The sequence below is a fragment of the Rhodococcus sp. 1168 genome, from assembly GCF_002091955.1.
Classification (GTDB): Bacteria; Actinomycetota; Actinomycetes; order Mycobacteriales; family Mycobacteriaceae; genus Rhodococcoides.
The window spans coordinates 38,906-54,425 of the sequence record NZ_MKKY01000025.1 but is presented as its reverse complement, the minus strand read 5'-3'; the positions used below and the strand labels follow the sequence as shown (position 1 = coordinate 54,425).

Sequence of the window (15,520 nt, the reverse complement as noted above, 5' to 3'; positions counted from 1 at the left end):
AATCCCCAATGGCTATAGACCTCGCTACCGCGCTCGCCGCAGAGCCGACAGTGCGCGAGATCTCGTGGACCGACCGAGATGTGATCCTCTATCACCTCGGCGTCGGTGCGGGAGAGAACCCACTCGATCCCGGTCAACTCGGCTGGGTGTACGAAAAGAACCTCTCCGTGCTGCCGACCTTTGCTCTGGTTGCTGGAGGAGGCATTTCAGCGGGTGTCTCCAAGAGCACAGGCCTGCAGATGCCGGGCGTCGAAGTAGACCTGCGCAAGCTTCTGCACAGTGGCCAATCGCTGACCGCACATGCACCGATCCCGTCTACCGGCAGCGCCCAGGTCACGACGCGTGTGGCGAACATCTGGGACAAGGGCAAGGCGGCAGTGATCGAACTCGAACATGTTGCGACCGGCAAGGATGGCCGCGCACTGTTCACGACGGTGATGCAAATTTGGGCTCGTGGTGAGGGCGGCTTCGGTGGCGAGGCCGGACCGGACACCACTGACACCGTGCCGGATAGGGAGCCGGATCATGTCCTGCAGTCTTCGACTCGTCCCGATCAAGCGGCGCTCTATCGACTCAGCGGTGACCTCAATCCACTGCACATAGACCCGAGCTTCGCCGCGGCAGTCGGCTTCGATCGGCCCATCTTGCACGGCCTCGCGTCTTACGGGATCGTGTGCAGGACAGTGGTAGACCGTCTGATGGGCTCCGACCCGAGCCGAGTTCGTAACTTCTCGGTCCGTTTCGCCGGGCCGTTGTTTCCGGGCGAGGTACTGGAGAGCTCCGTCTGGGACGAGGGCGGACGCTTGATTCTCCGCACGACGGCTCCCGAGCGCGATGGACAAGCCATCCTGACCCACGCATCCATGGAAGTAGTCTCATGACCACCGGTACGCACCCCACGTATGAAACCAGCCCGTCCGGGACGGTGCTGACCTCGGTCAGCAACGATTCCGCCGTCGATCGAGCCACCCAAGCAGCACGCCGAGTGATCGATGCTCTGCTGCGTACAGATCGTGGCAACGCGAACCTCGAGCGGGTGACAGAGGAGCTGATCAGTGTCGCCCAGCACCTGGAGAGCCATGCACCCGCGGTGGAGGAGCGACTGATCGACATGTGGAACGGTGAGGGTGTTACGCGGCACGATCCGGTGACCGGTCTCGAGAATGCGATCGCCCCTCCGCTCGTGCTGGAAGGCAAGTCCGATGGCTCGGTCGAAGGCACTGTCGTCTTGACGCTCGCATACCAGGGTCCCCCGGGACACGTGCATGGGGGAGTGTCGGCACTGCTGCTCGACCACACGCTGGGAGTCGCCAATGCGTGGGCCGGAACGGCTGGCATGACAGCACAATTGAATCTTCGCTACCACTCCCCGACACCGTTGTTCGAGCCGCTGACTGTCACTGCCAAGCTCGATTCCGTCGATGGCCGCAAGATCAACACGGTCGGCTACATCAGGACCGCAGACGGTCGGGTATGCGTATCAGTCGAGGCATTGTTCATCGACAAAACGGTGCCACGTCCACGCTGAGCTGAGTGGGCAAGCTTGTGAAACGAACGGCGTCGCATAGGGTTTCCACCCGGTGCGACGCCGTTGTCGTGACTGCTCTCACACGGTGATGTCGCGCCGTGAGAGCTTCCCGGTTGCGTTGCGGGGCAAGCTGTCTCCGGTGATACGCCAGCGGGTGGGTACCTTGAAGTAAGACAACCGCTCCGCCGTCCACTCGCGAAGTTCGCTCTCTTCGAGCACAGCGCCCGGTCGAAGAACCACCACCGCAGACACCTCTTGGCCGAGATCGGTGTGCGGTGTTCCGATGACCGCGCATTCGAGTACGTCAGGGTGTTCGTCGAGGCACTGCTCGATCTCGACTGGATAGACGTTCTCTCCACCACGCAGGATCAGGTCCGACCGCCTGCCGGTCAGCCGAAGTCTGCCGTCCTCGATCAACCCGTAGTCTCCGGTCCGCAACCACCGTCCCGGTGCGATCGCGGCGTCGGTTGCCGCCTCGTCTTCCCAGTATCCGAGCATCACGAAGGGGCTACGGACACAGATTTCGCCTTCGGTGCCGTCGGGAAGCCATTCGCCGAACGGATCTCGGATTTCTAGGCTGACGGTGATGATGGGCCGACCCAGAGTTCCGGGATACCGCTCGAGGTCCGGCCCGGCAGCGACGGCGATGGCCGTGCTGCACTCGGTCAGGCCGTAGCTGTCCACCAGCGAGTTCTTGGCGAACGGAACCTCTTGGCGCAGACGTTCTTTGAAGGCGATCGACGAAGGCGCCGAGGCAAGTGCGAACGAGGTCAGCGAACTCAGATCGAAGCGATCGAGATTGCCGTGTTCGACGAGACGGGCAGCCATGGTGGGGACCGCACCCCAGTCCGTCACTCGCTCACGTTCGACGAGACCGAGGATGGTGTCGACATCGAAGGCGCCTTCGCTCATGACGACCGCGCTACCGGTTGCGAGGCGGGGGATCACGAGATTGTGAAGGCTGGCGATGTGAAACAACGGCGAGGTGAGAAGGTACTTCTTCTCGCTCGGAACCGACGGGTCGAGCTCGACGCCGCTGAACGCTGCGATGATGGCGTCGCTGAATCGGTGGTAGTCGACGACCGCGAGGATGTTCCTCTGTGAGTGCAGGGCGCCCTTGGGCTTGCCGCTCGTGCCGCTCGTATAGAGGATGGCTGCGGGATCGTCTTCGTCGACCGCGGTGACCGGGAGCGCGGCACCGCGGTACTGCTCGATGATCTTCGGCAGGTCTTCGTGCATCGTCAGTACCGGGGTGTCGAGGTTCATCCCGGCCAGTGTGGCGGCGCGTTTGGCGTCGGCGATGATCACGCTGGGCCTGCTGTGCTTCACGCCGTATTCGATCTCGCGGGGAACCCACCAACTGTTCAGTGCGACTGTTATCGCGCCGAGCGACTGTGTAGCCCAGAATGCAATGACCCATTCCACCGAGTTCGCGCCGAGAATCGCTACGCGGTCTCCCTTGCTCACCCCGTGGTCATCGCGCAAGGCGGTCGCCAACGCCGCGACAGCGGCGGCGTGGTCCGCGTAGGACAACCTGCGGTCGGCAGTGATGAGGTAGTCCCTCTCACCCCACTTTGCCGACGCGGCCAGCAGTTCGCCCACTCCTCGCGTCCGGTTCTTCATCACGGGCATGCGGGTGCCCAGTACCGATTCCTCGGCCAGTTCGAATCTCCCGCCGGGTCCAGTGAGCCGGGTGATCACCTGATCCAGGTAGAACTGCGGATCTGTAGAAGCGGTCATCGAAAGGGCCTTTCGTCCTCGGGCAGGTGTACCGCCACAAGATGGCACGTAGCGCTCAGTGGCAGACGGTCGTTGCCACTGAGCGAGACTCCCCCCCGGGCAGTCACCATCCGCAGATACGTTACGGGAGTAATCGGACTTGGAGGACAGTTATGACCATAGATCGCGACTCGCTCACCGTGCAGCTCGATCGTTCGGCGTCGGCCATATTCGGGCGGATCACGCTGCGCAGCCGCGTCATCGAAGCAACGACGATTGCGATGCACGCATGACCCAGAACTTGGCTTCGGTGGGCAAGACCATCGCTCAGGACGACCGGGGGCAGCGCGGGACCATCGCGGAGATGCTTCTCGATCGACTGGGCGATCACCACGACGGACTACGAACCCGCGAGCAGGACTGGACGTGGCACGAGGTTGTCCTCGAGAGTGCCGCGCGCGGTGCGCTTGCCGAGTCGATGCGCGTCGACGGACCGTTCCACATCGGTGTCCTGCTCGAGAACACTCCTGAATTCGTGTTCTGGCTCGGTGGCGCGGCGCTGGTCGGTGGAACGATCGTCGGGATCAACCCGACCAAGCGGGGCGGCGAACTCGAAGCCGAGATTCGCTACGTCGATTGCCAGCTGATCGTCACCGACACTGCCGGTATGGCCATGCTCTCCAGCCTCGATCTGGGCCTGACACCGGATCGGTTCGTCCTCGTAGACGAGCCCGAATACCTGGACAGATGCGCCGGTTTCATGCAGGAAGCGCCGGTGGCAGCGCCGTCGGTCGACAGTTCGAGCCTGATGTTGTTGCTGTTCACCTCCGGGACGACGGGCGCGTCCAAAGCGGTCCGTTGCAGTCAAGGACGTCTTGCCAGGCTCGCCTACACCAACTCGGCCAAGTACGGACATTCGCGGGACGACGTCGACTACTGCTGTATGCCGTTGTTCCACGGCAATGCACTGATGGCGCTGTGGGCCCCGGCTCTCGCCAACGGTGCCGTCGTGTGTCTGACCCCCAAGTTCTCCGCGTCGGGATTCCTGCCCGATGTGCGATTCTTCGGCGCGACCTTCTTCACGTACGTCGGAAAGGCTCTCGCCTACTTGATGGCGACACCGGAATCCGAGGACGACCACGTCAACACGCTCGTGCGAGGGTTCGGTACCGAAGCATCCCCGGAGGACAAGGCGGAGTTCGTGCGACGATTCGGCGCCGAACTCTTCGAGGGGTACGGATCGAGTGAAGGCGCCGGTTCGGTGGCTCTCGATCCGAAAGCGCCGGCGGGCGCGCTCGGTCGTCCCGCTCACAAGAACATCGCGATCGTGGACCCCGAGACGCGTGAGAAGAAGGGGCTCGCCCGGTGCGACGAGTACGGCCGGGTTCTCAACCCCGACGAGTGCATCGGTGAGATGGTCGATATGGCAGGCGCATCTGCCTTCGAGGGTTACTACAAGAACGAGAGCGCGATCGCGGACCGACTGCGGCACGGCTGGTACTGGACGGGCGACCTCGGTTACATCGACGAAGATGGCTTCATCTACTTCGCCGGACGTAAGGGTGACTGGATTCGGGTCGACGGTGAGAACACCTCGGCGCTGATGGTCGAACGCATCTGCAGGCGGTACCCGTCCGTCATAGCCACCGGTGTCTACTCGGTGCCCGACCCTCGTTCGGGTGATCAGGTGATGGCTGCGCTGGAGGTGCCCGACGTCGACGCTTTCGACGCCGCGGACTTCGCGTCCTTCCTCACCGCGCAGGACGATCTGGGAACCAAGTCGGCGCCGCGCTTTCTTCGAGTTTCGGCCGACCTGCCCGTGACGGGCTCCAATAAAATTGTCAAAAATAAGCTGCAACAGCAGAATTGGCGCTGCGAAGATCTGATCTTCCGGTGGGAGGGTCGAGGTGCTCCTCAGTACCGCTTGATGACCGAAGAAGACAAAGATCTGCTGGAAAAGGAATTCGACACCTATGGGCGTCGGCGGTTCCTGTCCGCCTGAGTCGATCCACCCATTGGTAGTGACAGTTGGTAGTGACAGCCGGAGTCAGGCACGAGGAGTATTGAGATGAATCTCGAGGAAACACCAGAGCAGAGCGCTCTCCGGCAGGAGTTACGCACGTATTTTGCAGAGCTTCTGCCGCCCGAGAAGCGACGCGTCGCCGGCGAGCAAGGGGTCGGCGGCGAGCACTTTCGGGAGATAGTGCGGTTGCTCGGCAAAGACGGATGGCTCGGAATCGGCTGGCCCGTCGAGTTCGGCGGCCAGGGACGTTCTGCCGAGGATCAGTTCGTGTTCTTCGACGAGGTTCAGCGGGCCGGATTGCCGTTCCCGTTCGTCACCGTCAACACGGTCGGTCCGACGCTGATGAAATTCGGTACCGAAGAGCAGAAGGAACGCTTTCTGCCCGGCATTCTGGCGGGCGAGATCGTCTTCGCCATCGGCTACACCGAGCCCGAGGCAGGCACGGATCTCGCGTCGCTGCGGACGAAGGCAGTCCGAGACGGTGAGGACTGGGTTGTCAACGGCAACAAGATCTTCACCAGTGGCGCCAACACGGCCGACTACGTGTGGCTCGCAGCCCGCACGGACCCGGAAGCTCCGAAGCATCGCGGGATCTCGATTCTGATCGTGCCCACCGACGACGAGGGCTTCAGCTGGTCGCCCATCAATACCGTCGGTGGATTGATGGTCACCTCGACGTACTACAGCGATATTCGGATCACGGACTCCGAAGTGGTGGGCGAGGTCAACGGAGGTTGGCAGCTCATCACAGCGCAGCTCAACCACGAACGGATCGGCCTCGCCGCGCTCGGAGGCCGAACACTCGGTCTCTGGCGACAGGTATTCGACTGGGCTCGGGACAACGGTGCACTCGAAATTCCCTGGGTACGAATCGAATTCGCCCGCACTCACGCCAAGCTCGAGGCGATGCGGCTGATGAACTGGAAGATGGCTGCTGCCGTCGCACAGGACACCCTGTCCGGAGCCGACGCCGGCGCCATCAAGACCTACGGCACGGAAACGCACATCGAGGTCTACCGCGCACTGCAGGGCATCCTCGGTGCGGTGGGGCGTCTTCGGCCCGGATCTCCCGGCGCAGTTCTCGGCGGCCAGATCGAACAAATTTCCAGGCAGTCCGTGGTGAACACCTTCGGCGGTGGGGTCAACGAGGTCCTGCGCGACATGGTCGGCACGATGGGCCTCGGCCTGGTTCGCGCCAAGAGAAACGCATGATCGAGGTGAGCGCACGCCTGCGCGAATTCGAGGGCGCGGTATTGGTCCCACCGACACTCGGACCCGACCCGGTGAACGCACCGATGATCAGACATTGGACGGAGGTCATGGGGGTCGGGGATCCGAAGCATGCCGACGGGTCGGTCGCCCCCGGTGCGATGCTCCAGGTATGGACGATGAAGTCTTACACGGACAAGATGTCCGGAGTCGACCCTTCGCCGACCTGGACCGAACTGATCGCGATCCTCGACGAGGCCGGATTCACCTCTGTTGTGGCCACCGACTCCGATATGGAGTTCTTCCGAGAGCTACGTCCCGGTGACCATCTTCAGGTGTCGGAAGTCGTCGAAGCGATTTCCGAGGAGAAGAAGACCGGGCTGGGCGTCGGGCATTTCATCACCACGCTCAAGACCTACCGAGATGCCGACGGCATGGTCGTCGGCACACAGCGGTGGCGCACGTTGCGGTACCGGCCGGCGGAGAAGGCCGCTCCTCGTGCCCTGCGACCTCGTCCGGCGCTGAACGACGACAATGCGTTCTGGTTCGCAGCTGCCCTCGAACACCGGTTGGTGATCCAGCGATGCACCTCCTGCGGTGTACTCCGACATCCGACCGGTCCGATGTGTGGACAATGCCGATCCACCGACTGGGACACCGTGGACGCGTCGGGGCGAGGCCATGTGTACAGCTTCGTCGTCAACCACCATCCACAGATCGATGCCTTCGACTATCCGTTGATCGTCGCAGTCATCGAACTAGAGGAGGGTACTCGCTTGGTCGCCAACATGACCGGCATCGAGCCCGCCGACGTCACCATCGACATGGCCGTCGAGTTGACCTGGATCGACGCCGACTCGGATCTGACTTTGCCTGCCTTCCGGCCTATTTCATCTCAGGAGCACTGATGGATTTCAGTTTCAGCGAAGAGCAGCGAACGATCGGTGAACTTGCTGCCGATGTCTTCGGAGCGCGCGCAAGTACCGAACGAATCGTGGCTGTGGAAGCCTCGACGGAGCGGATCGATCGGGACCTGTGGGACGAGCTCGGCCGAACCGGTGTGCTCGGCATCGCGGTGAGCGAAGATTTCGGTGGAAGCGCCCTCGATTTCTCCGCACTCTGCGTCGTTCTCGTCGAACAGGGGCGCCGGGTTGCTCCGGTTCCGCTGTGGCCACATTTGTTGAGCGCGTTGATCATCGGAGAGTTCGGAACCGAGGACCAGAAGAGCGAGTGGCTTCCCGCCGCATCCGATGGTTCGAAAATTTTGACTGTCGGACTCGAAGGCTTCGGTCCTTTCGGTAGCGGTGCGCCGTCCATGACTGCAACCGAGGTCGACGGCGTCTGGCGCGTGACGGGATCGAAGGTGGCGGTCCCGTCGGTGCATGTCGCCGCACGAGTTGTGGTTTCCGCCGAGACGTCCTCGGGCCCTGCGCTCTTCCTGTTGGATCCGTCTTCCGACGGGGTGAGCCGCCAGGACAACGAGTCCACGACTCGCGAACTCTGCGCCGACATCACCGCCGAGGGCGCGCGCGTCGATATTCTCGGTGTAGCCGGTGACAGTGCGGTCGGCCGTCTCGAGTCCTACTCCGAAATCGCTTTGGCTGCAGTTCAGTTGGGTGTCGCCGAAAGTGCAGTGAAGCAGGCGGTGGCGTATCTGAACGAACGAGTCCAGTTCGGCCGACCACTCGCCACGTTCCAAGCGGTGGGCCATCAGCTCGCCGACTGCTACATCGACATCGAAGCCATGCGTGTCACCCTCTGGCAGGCAGCCGGGCTTCTGTCGGCGAAGCAGGACCCGGGTACATCTGTGCTGGTCGCCAAGTGGTGGGCCAGCGACGCCGGACAGCGAGTGGTGCACCGAACCCAGCATGTGCACGGTGGCATCGGCGTGGACACCGACTACCCGATTCACCGCTACCTGCTGTGGGGCAAGCAGATCGGCGCCACGCTTGGCGGCGCGGCGTCCGACCTGAATCGGCTCGGCGACCTCTTGGCAACCGGGGTCGAGGTCATCGCATGAGCAGCCCCGTGGTGAGTGTGCGAGCCCCGAGCGATTGTGCAGTTGGAGATGAGCTACCGGAGTCGATCGTGCCGATCACGCGGGCGCTGATCGTGGCGGGTGCGCTTGCGACCCGCGACTTCCAGGATGTTCACCACGACGCCGTGCAGGCGGTCGAGCGGGGGTCGAAGGACATCTTCATGAACATACTGACCACCAATGGTCTGGTGGGACAGTTCGTCAGCGCGTGGGCGGGTCCTGCTGCGACCGTGCGGAGGATAAAGGTCCGGCTCGGGGCGCCCAACTATCCTGGAGACGATATGCATTTGAGCGGAACGGTGTCCAGCAAGGACGGCGATACGGTCGAGGTGACGGTGCGCGGCCGCAACAGTCTCGGTGACCACGTCAAAGGGACCGTGACCGTAGCGTATGAATCCTCGGGTGCTCTATGAGTAGCCAATTATCCGGTGCTGCAGCCATTGTCGGAATCGGTGCCACCGAATTCTCCAAAAATTCCGGGCGCAGTGAACTTCAACTCGCTTGCGAGGCCATCGTTGCAGCCTTGGCAGATGCCGGTATCGATCCTTCCGAGGTCGACGGATTGTCCACCTTCACTGCCGAAACCAACGGTGAGGCGATCGTAGCTCGCAACACCGGTCTCGGTGAACTGAAGTTCTTCTCGCGCATCGGGTACGGCGGCGGGGCCGCATGTGCCACTGTGCAACAGGCAGCGATGGCGGTCGCCACGGGCGTCGCCGACGTCGTCGTCTGCTATCGCGCGTTCAACGAAAGATCCGGTACGCGTTACGGTCTGGGTCAGCACGACCGGCCGATGGACAGTACGGCCGATCGGGCCGCATATGCGTGGTTGACGCCGCAGGGCTTGTCGACTCCAGCTCAGTGGGTTGCGATGTTCGCCCGTCGTTACATGCACGAATACGGCGCGACGAGCGAAGACTTCGGCCGCGTCGCCGTGGTGGCCCGGGCACATGCCGCGGTCAATCCCGCCGCGTGGTTCTACAACCGGCCCATCACACTCGAAGATCACCAGAATTCTCGCTGGATCGCCGAGCCGCTGCACTTGCTGGACTGCTGCCAGGAAACCGACGGGGGCCAGGCATTGGTCATCGTCTCTACCGAGCGTGCACGGGATCTGAAGCATGCCCCGGCGATAGTCCGAGGTGCTGCGCAGGGCTCGGGTCGAGATCAGCACATGATGGCGAGCTACTACCGTCCCGAGATCACCGGCATCCCCGAAATGGGAGTGGTGGCGAAGCAGTTGTACGGCCAGAGCGGGTTGACGCCTGCGGACATTTCCGCCGCAATCCTCTACGACCACTTCACTCCCTTGGTGCTTCCGCAGCTCGAGGAACTGGGCTTCTGTGGGCGAGGAGAGGCGAAGGATTTCATTCGCGAAGGAAATCTCGAGATCGGTGGATCTCTGCCCACGAATACGCACGGTGGTCAGCTGGGGGAGGCCTACCTACACGGTGTGAACGGCATCGCCGAAGCCGTGCGCCTACTGCGTGGGACGTCGATCACCCAACCGAACGAAGTGAACAATGTACTGGTCACTGCCGGTACAGCCGTGCCCACCAGTGGGCTGATCCTAGGACGCGAGCAATGAGTACGACCGAGCAGACCCACAGGACCCCGGACCAGTGGAAAGGCGTGGATCTCGGCACCAGGACGGTGTCCTACGAAGAGAAGGACGCCATCCTCTACGCCCTGGCGGTGGGAGCAGAGGCCGGCGAGTTGGATCTGGTCTTCGAGAAGAACCTTCGTGTTCTGCCCACCTTCGCGTTGACCCTCGCACAGTGGGCGCCCGACGAGTTGGGCTCACGCGGCGGCTTCGACACCACCACCGCACTGCACGGGTCGCAAAGCATGGAGGTCATCGCCCCGCTGCCCGCGAGTGGTTCGATCACCATGCGGGCATCGGTGGGCGAGGTATGGGACAAGGGCGCGGCGGCCGTATTCGAGGTGAAGGTCGAATCGCCGTTCTTCGTGGCAACCTGGGCAATCTTCGCGCCGGGATCGGGTGGCTTCGGCGGCGAGCGAGGACCGGCGAAAACTACCCGACCCGAGCAGAGCCCCTCTTCGACCGATGTGCTCCGCACCAGTTCGAATCAAGCTGCGCTGTACCGCCTCACCGGCGATCGTCACCATATCCACATCGATCCGAAAGCGGCCGAGGCCATCGGTCAGCCGCGACCGATCATGCATGGCCTCTGCACGCTGGCGGCGAGCACACTCGCCCTCGCCCGCAGACTCGGTGTGCATCCGGCCGACCTCGCCAGCGTGAGCGGACGCTTCGCGGCCCCGCTGTTCCCGGGCGACTCACCGGAGCTGCTCTCGTGGGACGAGCCCGACGGCACCGCCTTCGAGTTGGTCCGCGACGGGCAACCGGTCATCGCCGGTGCCCGCGCGCGGTTCAACTCGGGAGAATGAGCGACCGAGGTCAGTGATGGGTTGCCAGGTAACGGGCGGGGTACTCGCCGCCTCCGTGCACCGCGAGGTCTGCACCGTTGACGTACGAGGCCCACTCGCTGGAGAGGAACAAGCACGCTCCGGCGATGTCTTGGGGAACGGCCATCCGGCCGATCGGAAGGGTACGAACCACAGCCGCACCGCCATCGTCGCCGTACACCGCGGCGGCGCTGTCGGTGCGGATCAGACCCGTCGTGATGTGGTTGATCCGCACTTTCGGGGCCCACTCCAACGCAAGGGCCTTGGTGAGCACCAGGAGACCGGCTTTGGCGGCACTGTAGGCAGCGGTTCCGGGTTGCGGATCGTGGGCGGACACGCTGCCGATGTTGACGATCGAACCACCTTCGGGTTGCGTCTGCATCACTGCGTTGGCGGCCTGCGACACATTGAAAGGCGCGAGGAGATTCAATGCCACGATCTTCTCGACGAATCGTGGTGAGACGGTTGCAGCATCGGCGTCCGGTGAGCCGCCGGCATTGTTCACCAGTACGTCGAGTCGGCCGTGGGCTGCGACTGCATCCTCGATCAATCCGGCGGCGTCGGCCGGGTCGCGGACGTCCGTTGCACGGAACTTCGCAGTGCGTCCGTCGAAGCTCGGCAACGTCTCGGGAACTGTGCGGCCGCAGACCATTACGTCAGCACCGGCCGCCAAGAACGCGGTGGCGATTTCGAAGCCGATACCTTTGGTGCCGCCGGTGACGACGATGCTGCGATGGGAGAAGTCGAAAGCTCGAGGGGCAGTCACAGTGAATCCTTCTTCGATGATGGTGGAATCGGTTGAATTACCGATTTTTCGATGGGAACGTATTCGGTTCCGGTCTGACGACAAACAGTAAAGAAAAATCCGATTCTAGATAACGAGGAGTGAAAATGGGAAAGCTCGATGGCAAGGTTGCACTCATAACGGGTGCGGGTCAAGGTATCGGTCAAGGTATCGCACTCGCCTTGGCGAAGGAAGGTGCGGCCATTGCCGTTGCCGGCCGCACCGAAAGCAAACTGCACGACACCTGCGCAATGCTGACCGACATCGGAGTGCGTAGCGAAGCTGTTGTCTGCAACGTGAAAGATCGTGCCGACATCACCGCCGCTGTGGAACAGACCGTGAGTGCCCTTGGTTCAGTGGACATCCTGGTGAACAACGCCAACGACTGCAAGCCCGGACCGATTTTGTCGATAGTCGACGAAGAGTACGAAAGGTCTTTCGCTTCGGGCCCACTGGCAGCTTTGCGCTTGATGCAACTGTGTCATCCGCATATGAAGGCGCGTGGGGGCGGCGTGATCATCAATATGGTGACCGCGGCTTCGGTGCGCTGGGACGCGAGCAACTACGGTGCATACGCTTCGATCAAGGAAGGAATGCGCGCGCTCACCCGGTCCGCTGCCTGTGAATGGGGCGAGGACCGAATCCGCGTTCTGGCCGTGGCCCCGCACGCGAAGACCCCTGCCCTCGAACGGTGGATGCAGAAGAATCCAGAGGAGGCAGCCGAGTTCGTCGAGAGTATTCCGCTCGGCCGGGTCGGTGACCCGGAAACCGATATCGGCCGTGCCGTGTTGTTCCTCGTCAGCGACGATGCCGGCTATCTCACCGGAGCGACGATTCCTCTCGACGGCGGACAGTCGCGCTGGGGATGATTTCTTTTCCGGCCGAGTCTCGCACAGCGGGAACGCGTCGAACCTGCCCAGACGCGCCAGTAAGGTCAGCCTGGATATTTTTCGCATCGGAAAGGGCACAACGCGATGACATTGGTCGAGGCGCCGCACAGTACACGGTCGGTGGTGGTGACAGTTGCTGCCGTAATAGAGGAAACCACGGACGCGCGCTCGTTGGTCTTCGACGTACCCGCCGAGAGTCGGGAGCGACTGAAGTACAAGCCGGGTCAGTTTCTGACGCTACGGATTCCGAGTGAACGCGAAGGGTCGGTAGCACGTTGCTATTCGTTGGCGAGCTCACCCTTCACCGACGAACTCCTCAAGGTGACCGTCAAACGCACCGACGGCGGATTCGGGTCGCATTGGCTGTGTGACAACGTCGCGGTCGGCGACAGCATCGAAGTGCTTCCCCCTGCAGGGGTGTTCACCGTCGTGGACCTCGACGAAGACGTCGCGCTCTTCGCAGCAGGCAGCGGCATCACCCCGGTGATGTCGATCCTGAAATCCCTTCTCGACCAGGGCAAGGGCAAGGTTGCGTTGTTCTACGCCAATCGTGACGAGAACGCGGTCATCTTCGCCGCAGAGCTACGCGAGTTGGCCGCAAAATATGACGATCGACTGACCATCGTCCACTGGTTGGAGTCTGTGCAAGGTCGACCCACGATCGGTCAACTCGCAACCCTCTCGCAGCATTGGACGGACAGGCGCGCATACATCTGTGGGCCGAAGCCGTTCATGGATGCCATTCACGAGTCGCTGGCGAACGCCGGTGCGTCGCGAAGCAAGATCCACACGGAAATTTTCGTCTCACTGACCGGAGATCCTTTTGCGCCGGTGGTCGAAGAACTGATCTCACTCGACGCTACCGACGGGCCTGCACCTGCGTCGGTAGAGGTCGAGATGGATGGTGAGTCTCACGAGATGATCTGGCCACGTAGCGCGACGCTCGTCGACGTGATGTTGTCCAAGAATCTCGACGTTCCGTACTCGTGCCGAGAGGGCGAATGCGGCTCGTGTGCATGCCGTGTCCTCGACGGTGAAGTAGAGATGGGAAATTCGTCCATCCTCGATCCTGCCGATATCGAAGAGGGATACATTCTCGCCTGCCAAGCACGCCCGGTGAGTGACAGGCTGAAAATCGAATTCTGAGAGTGAATCGAAAAGACCGGGAGGGTGGCAATTGCCACCCTCCCGGTCTTTTCGATTCACGGTCCTGCTATTCGGTCACGACTTCTTTTCGCGCAATTCGTTTTTCAGCACTTTGCCCGACGCATTCCGAGGCAGAGCTTCGGTGAACTGCACCGACCGGGGTGCTTTGAAGCCGGCTAGCTTGTCCTTGCAGAACGAGACGATCGCCTCCTCGGACAGATCGGTGCCTGGCCCCAGGACGACGTAGGCGCGGCCGACCTCGCCCATCCGCTCGTCGGGTACACCGATCACGGCGGCCTCGTACACCCCGGGAAGTCGCAGCAACATTGCTTCGATCTCGGCCGGGTAGACGTTGAATCCGCCGCTGATGTACATGTCCTTGAGGCGGTCGGTGATGTCGAGATAGCCGCGGTCGTCGAGGACTCCGACGTCGCCGGTATGCAGCCATCCATCCGAGTCGATGGTCTTGGCCGTCGCCTCGGGATCGTCCAGATAACCGAGCATCACGTTGGGACCGCGCAAGAGGATCTCGTCGTGTTCCCCGATCCGGATTTCGAAACCTGCGGTGGCGCGTCCGGACGAGGTGGAGACCGTGACCGGGTCGTCTTCGATGCGACACATCGTTGCCACTACCGCTTCGGTCTGGCCGTAGGCGGTGAGGACGGCATCGAAGGACAGTTCGGACTGCATCCGTTCGACCAGAGCCACCGGGACCGGGGCCGCGCCGGTGACGGCAATTCGAAGGTTGGACATGTCGTAGTCGGCACGCCGGGGGTGATCGAGAATGCTCTGGTAGATCGTCGGCGCGCCCGGGAGGACGCTGATGCGCTGCTCGGACACGATGGCCATCACGGCCTCCACGTCGAACACCGCCATCGGGAGCACTGTGGCCCCGGCGAGTAGCGCGGTGACGAAACCTGCCTTGTACCCGAAGCTGTGAAAGAACGGATTGATGATCAGGTAGTTGTCTTCTGCGGTGAGAGCGGCATTTTCGGCCCAGGACTGCGCCACTGACATGAGTTGACGATGCGCGCTCAGCACGCCCTTGCTGCGACCGGTCGTGCCCGAAGTGAACAAAATGTCGGAGACGGATTCGGCGTCGACCGCTGCGCTGCGGATGTCGGCCTCTGCGCGGGACGCGGCGGTCCCGACGTCGAAGAATTCGTCCCAGTCGGTGACGCCGGGCTTCGGTTGATCGGTGCCGCTGAGTGGGATTCGCACGATGAGCGGCACCTGCAACTCCGGTGCGGACTCCTGCAGTCGATCGAGTCGATCGGTACCGAGAAAGTCACCGACCACGACGAGGGCCGCGGCATGCACGCGGTCGATGATGTCGGCGGCCTCGGTGCCGGTGTAGCGGGTGTTGATGGGAACGACGACGCCGCCTGCCCAATGGGTACCGAGCGCTGCCACGATCCAGTGGTAGGTGTTCGGCGACCAGATCGCTACGCGCGCACCTGCTTCGACCCCGGAGGCAATGAGCGAGGAAGCGAATGCTTCTACCTGCTCGTGCAGCTGGGCGAAGGTCAGGCTGCAATCGCCGTCGATGATCGCGAGACGGTCGGGATGGTTCTCGGCGGCGCGAGTGAGCGCTGCCGGTGTGGTGCTCGGTCCTTCGATCATTCGGCTCCTAACCTAACGCTTGCTTGGCAGATTATCCTATGGAAGAGGTTCAGCGCATTTCGTTGCCGAATGGCAGATTGAACAACCAAGCACTTGCTTGGTACGCTAACACGGCAATCATGAGAGCTGT

Annotated in this window: 14 protein-coding genes; 11 read left to right on the top strand and 3 right to left on the bottom strand. The window is 62.4% G+C overall.

Annotated elements, in window-relative coordinates; translation table 11 throughout:
- Positions 1-8: 8 nt before the first annotated feature.
- Both BJI47_RS02530 and BJI47_RS02525 read left to right on the top strand, forming a co-directional pair.
- Positions 9-881, top strand: a complete 873-nt coding sequence (locus tag BJI47_RS02530; protein WP_088942240.1) for a MaoC/PaaZ C-terminal domain-containing protein — start codon at positions 9-11, stop codon at positions 879-881.
- Positions 878-1,528 carry a PaaI family thioesterase gene (locus tag BJI47_RS02525; protein WP_088942239.1) on the top strand — a complete coding sequence of 217 codons (651 nt, stop codon included), beginning with the start codon at positions 878-880 and terminating at the stop codon, positions 1,526-1,528. The genes BJI47_RS02530 and BJI47_RS02525 overlap by 4 nt, the downstream gene beginning before the upstream one ends.
- 78 nt (positions 1,529-1,606) lie before the next feature.
- On the opposite strand, the gene BJI47_RS02520 is transcribed toward BJI47_RS02525, so the two are convergent.
- Positions 1,607-3,268, bottom strand: a complete 1,662-nt coding sequence (locus BJI47_RS02520; RefSeq protein ID WP_088942238.1) for a class I adenylate-forming enzyme family protein — start codon at positions 3,266-3,268, stop codon at positions 1,607-1,609.
- A 268-nt stretch (positions 3,269-3,536) separates the two neighbouring features.
- On the opposite strand from BJI47_RS02520, the gene BJI47_RS02515 reads away from it, so the two are divergent.
- From BJI47_RS02515 to BJI47_RS02485, 7 genes are all read left to right on the top strand, one after another.
- Positions 3,537-5,249, top strand: coding sequence for an AMP-binding protein (locus tag BJI47_RS02515; protein ID WP_088942237.1), 1,713 nt, complete (start codon positions 3,537-3,539; stop codon positions 5,247-5,249).
- 66 nt (positions 5,250-5,315) lie between these two features.
- Positions 5,316-6,482, top strand: a complete 1,167-nt coding sequence (locus BJI47_RS02510) for an acyl-CoA dehydrogenase family protein (RefSeq protein WP_088942236.1) — start codon at positions 5,316-5,318, stop codon at positions 6,480-6,482.
- The gene (locus BJI47_RS02505; RefSeq protein ID WP_088942235.1) at positions 6,479-7,387 is read left to right on the top strand and encodes a Zn-ribbon domain-containing OB-fold protein; all 909 of its coding nucleotides are present in this window, start codon (positions 6,479-6,481) and stop codon (positions 7,385-7,387) included. Before BJI47_RS02510 ends, BJI47_RS02505 begins: the two co-directional genes overlap by 4 nt.
- A complete protein-coding gene (locus tag BJI47_RS02500) occupies positions 7,387-8,499 on the top strand; it encodes an acyl-CoA dehydrogenase family protein (protein ID WP_088942234.1) in 1,113 nt (370 codons plus the stop codon). The genes BJI47_RS02505 and BJI47_RS02500 overlap by 1 nt, the downstream gene beginning before the upstream one ends.
- Positions 8,496-8,930: a MaoC family dehydratase gene (locus tag BJI47_RS02495; protein ID WP_088942233.1), complete on the top strand. Its 435-nt coding sequence runs from the start codon at positions 8,496-8,498 to the stop codon at positions 8,928-8,930. The genes BJI47_RS02500 and BJI47_RS02495 overlap by 4 nt, the downstream gene beginning before the upstream one ends.
- Positions 8,927-10,105 carry a lipid-transfer protein gene (locus tag BJI47_RS02490; protein WP_088942232.1) on the top strand — a complete coding sequence of 393 codons (1,179 nt, stop codon included), beginning with the start codon at positions 8,927-8,929 and terminating at the stop codon, positions 10,103-10,105. Before BJI47_RS02495 ends, BJI47_RS02490 begins: the two co-directional genes overlap by 4 nt.
- Positions 10,102-10,929, top strand: coding sequence for a MaoC/PaaZ C-terminal domain-containing protein (locus tag BJI47_RS02485; RefSeq protein WP_088942231.1), 828 nt, complete (start codon positions 10,102-10,104; stop codon positions 10,927-10,929). The genes BJI47_RS02490 and BJI47_RS02485 overlap by 4 nt, the downstream gene beginning before the upstream one ends.
- 10 nt (positions 10,930-10,939) lie before the next feature.
- Here the strand turns inward: BJI47_RS02485 and BJI47_RS02480 are convergent, their stop codons facing one another.
- Positions 10,940-11,713 carry an SDR family oxidoreductase gene (locus BJI47_RS02480; protein WP_088942311.1) on the bottom strand — a complete coding sequence of 258 codons (774 nt, stop codon included), beginning with the start codon at positions 11,711-11,713 and terminating at the stop codon, positions 10,940-10,942.
- 125 nt (positions 11,714-11,838) lie between these two features.
- Between BJI47_RS02480 and BJI47_RS02475 the strand changes: the two genes are divergently transcribed.
- Both BJI47_RS02475 and BJI47_RS02470 read left to right on the top strand, forming a co-directional pair.
- Positions 11,839-12,600 carry an SDR family NAD(P)-dependent oxidoreductase gene (locus BJI47_RS02475; protein ID WP_088942230.1) on the top strand — a complete coding sequence of 254 codons (762 nt, stop codon included), beginning with the start codon at positions 11,839-11,841 and terminating at the stop codon, positions 12,598-12,600.
- 105 nt (positions 12,601-12,705) lie between these two features.
- Positions 12,706-13,767, top strand: coding sequence for a ferredoxin--NADP reductase (locus tag BJI47_RS02470; protein WP_088942229.1), 1,062 nt, complete (start codon positions 12,706-12,708; stop codon positions 13,765-13,767).
- Between the two features lie 75 nt (positions 13,768-13,842).
- Here the strand turns inward: BJI47_RS02470 and BJI47_RS02465 are convergent, their stop codons facing one another.
- Complete coding sequence (locus BJI47_RS02465; protein ID WP_088942228.1) at positions 13,843-15,390, bottom strand: FadD3 family acyl-CoA ligase; 1,548 nt, start codon at positions 15,388-15,390, stop codon at positions 13,843-13,845.
- Positions 15,391-15,520: the final 130 nt, after the last annotated feature.

Bases quoted from the DNA above. Each gene is read 5' to 3' on its own strand.
- BJI47_RS02530 (WP_088942240.1), top strand. From the start codon at position 9: ATGGCTATAGACCTCGCTACCGCGCTCGCCGCAGAGCCGACAGTGCGC.
- BJI47_RS02525 (WP_088942239.1), top strand. From the start codon at position 878: ATGACCACCGGTACGCACCCCACGTATGAAACCAGCCCGTCCGGGACG.
- BJI47_RS02520 (WP_088942238.1), bottom strand. From the start codon at position 3,268: ATGACCGCTTCTACAGATCCGCAGTTCTACCTGGATCAGGTGATCACC.
- BJI47_RS02515 (WP_088942237.1), top strand. From the start codon at position 3,537: ATGACCCAGAACTTGGCTTCGGTGGGCAAGACCATCGCTCAGGACGAC.
- BJI47_RS02510 (WP_088942236.1), top strand. From the start codon at position 5,316: ATGAATCTCGAGGAAACACCAGAGCAGAGCGCTCTCCGGCAGGAGTTA.
- BJI47_RS02505 (WP_088942235.1), top strand. From the start codon at position 6,479: ATGATCGAGGTGAGCGCACGCCTGCGCGAATTCGAGGGCGCGGTATTG.
- BJI47_RS02500 (WP_088942234.1), top strand. From the start codon at position 7,387: ATGGATTTCAGTTTCAGCGAAGAGCAGCGAACGATCGGTGAACTTGCT.
- BJI47_RS02495 (WP_088942233.1), top strand. From the start codon at position 8,496: ATGAGCAGCCCCGTGGTGAGTGTGCGAGCCCCGAGCGATTGTGCAGTT.
- BJI47_RS02490 (WP_088942232.1), top strand. From the start codon at position 8,927: ATGAGTAGCCAATTATCCGGTGCTGCAGCCATTGTCGGAATCGGTGCC.
- BJI47_RS02485 (WP_088942231.1), top strand. From the start codon at position 10,102: ATGAGTACGACCGAGCAGACCCACAGGACCCCGGACCAGTGGAAAGGC.
- BJI47_RS02475 (WP_088942230.1), top strand. From the start codon at position 11,839: ATGGGAAAGCTCGATGGCAAGGTTGCACTCATAACGGGTGCGGGTCAA.
- BJI47_RS02470 (WP_088942229.1), top strand. From the start codon at position 12,706: ATGACATTGGTCGAGGCGCCGCACAGTACACGGTCGGTGGTGGTGACA.
- BJI47_RS02465 (WP_088942228.1), bottom strand. From the start codon at position 15,390: ATGATCGAAGGACCGAGCACCACACCGGCAGCGCTCACTCGCGCCGCC.